At 66.4% G+C, this 1,947-nt stretch carries 1 protein-coding gene; it reads right to left on the bottom strand.

The features are described from left to right. Positions 1–262 precede the first annotated feature (262 nt). A complete protein-coding gene (locus VAE53_RS06830; protein ID WP_322818619.1) occupies positions 263–1,378 on the bottom strand; it encodes a DUF1998 domain-containing protein in 1,116 nt (371 codons plus the stop codon). Between the last annotated feature and the right edge of the window lie 569 nt (positions 1,379–1,947).

Below are 1,947 nucleotides of genomic sequence, written 5' to 3' on the forward strand. Positions count from 1 at the left end.
GCTCTGGGGTCTGCGCCACCGGGCTTCCGCTCCCGCCGGCCCGTAACCGGGCCGGAGCCTTCCCGTGACCCGTTCGCGCTCCCCGGTGGCCGTTCGTTCATCCGAGCGGCCTGCCTCGGCGTCGCAGGGTGCCAGTCCGTGGCGTCCTCGTTCGGCCTGAGCTGCCGCCTAGCTTCGTACGAGGCGGTCGTCTCGACGGTTCCGGGCCTCGTTCAGCTCGCCGCCTTTGTTCGCGGCTGATGATTTCGCCGGCGCGAAGGTTTCAACCGGGCTTAGCCCCGGGCATGAAGTCGGATGGGCGCCGGAGGACCATGAATGGGTCCGCCGCCGCGATGATGGCGTTCGGATGGCGTTCTCGGGTAGCGGTGAGCGCTTCCTGCCATTCTGGGTGCGCGTCCTCCCAAAGCGGGTGGCGAACGATGCACACGGCGTTGCGATCGGGGTTCTTGTAGGCGGTCAGTCTCCCTGCGCTGAACGATTCCTTGTAGCCCAAACGCCCGAGCGCGGCTGCCACCGGGGCGTTCTCACCCTCGACGAGCCTGGACCACGGATTTGTTAGGTTACCCCACGGCGCGGCGAGGTCGAGGACCGCAGCCGGGTCGCGGGCGAGGCGGACCATGTCGAGCGCGAGTCGCCAGTCGAGGAGGCCGCTGTAGGCGAGGTTGTGGTAGTCGCGCAGGCAGCGATTGCAGGAGCTGTCGCACTCGGGGGCATGCAGGAGCCAGCGTTCCGCGATGGAGCCGCGCTCCGTATGGAGGCCATGGGCGAGCATCTCGGCGAAGCGCTCCGGATTGCCCAGCTCTCGACAGTACCCTGCGCCGTTCTCCAGCGTATCGGACAGGAACGCTTGGCCGGCGGGACGCTGCTCGGTGGCGATTGGCCGGAATCCGCACTGCAATTCGAGCGGGTCCACATCGAGCACAGCACCAGCGGCGAGCCGCAGGAAGAAGGCGAACGAGTACCACGCGGCGCGACCTGTCACGCTGGTAGGGTCTGCGAACACGCCCACGGGCCAATCCCGGAGACCTGCGACCAGCACGTCCGTCTTTCGCTCGGCCAAGAGTGCGATGCGTCGTGGCGGCCCCTGAACTCGGACCGGTGACTCTTGGCCAAAGTCCACGGCGAGGGCACCTGGACGCGCGCGCTCGTAGTATTTCACCGCTTGGAACTCGAAGCCCCCTGCGCCGCCGTTGTCGTTCACCGCGATCACGTCTGCGCTTCCGGACTGCACGACGCAGTTCAGGGCTGTGGCCGTCTCCAACTCTCCGCCGGCGGCGAGTGTGGGCCGGGTCGATTGCGGGACCCATTCGAAGTACCCCTCGAAGTCACGCGGCTTGAAGTTCGTGATGAAGTCACGGGGCTCGCGCGCATCGAGCACGCGGTATTGGCTTGGTTCGGCTCCACAAACGGGGCATCGGTCTCCGTTGCGCGCGCCCCGACGCACGTCCTGGCACTTCGAACAGAGGCCGAGAAGACGCGGGTTCTCCTCGCTGGACGACGGGATGAAACCATCCGTGCACTCGAGGTCACCAGGTCCGGACGGTGGAAGGAACCCCACCACGCCCACCGCGGTGTGAACAGCCTTGTCCTTCACGGTTTCCGACCCCGGCGCGAATTGGGAGATGGCGATATCGAGGTTGCGTTCGACGCTCCCGGGGAAGGTAGGAAAGTGATCGCGTTTCGGCCATCGCACGTGAAGGCGGCGAAGGCGGGTGGGAAATCCAAACATGGGAAGGAGGCCCCGGTTCGCCAGTCGCTCGCTGAGTGCGTCTTGCGTGAAATTCGGCGAATTAGCGATGGACGAAATCTCGTCGAGCAAGTGGTCCGTGAGGTAGGTAACGAGCTCGCGCCGGTGGTCCAGGCCATCATCACCGTCCCACTTGGTCTCACGCGCGAGCGAGGTGGTGAGGGCGAGCAGCTCCTCGCGGGCTTCGGGGCGGAGATCGG

Origin of the sequence: Tepidiforma sp. (assembly GCF_034432735.1) — a bacterium.
GTDB lineage: Bacteria > Chloroflexota > Dehalococcoidia > Tepidiformales > Tepidiformaceae > Tepidiforma.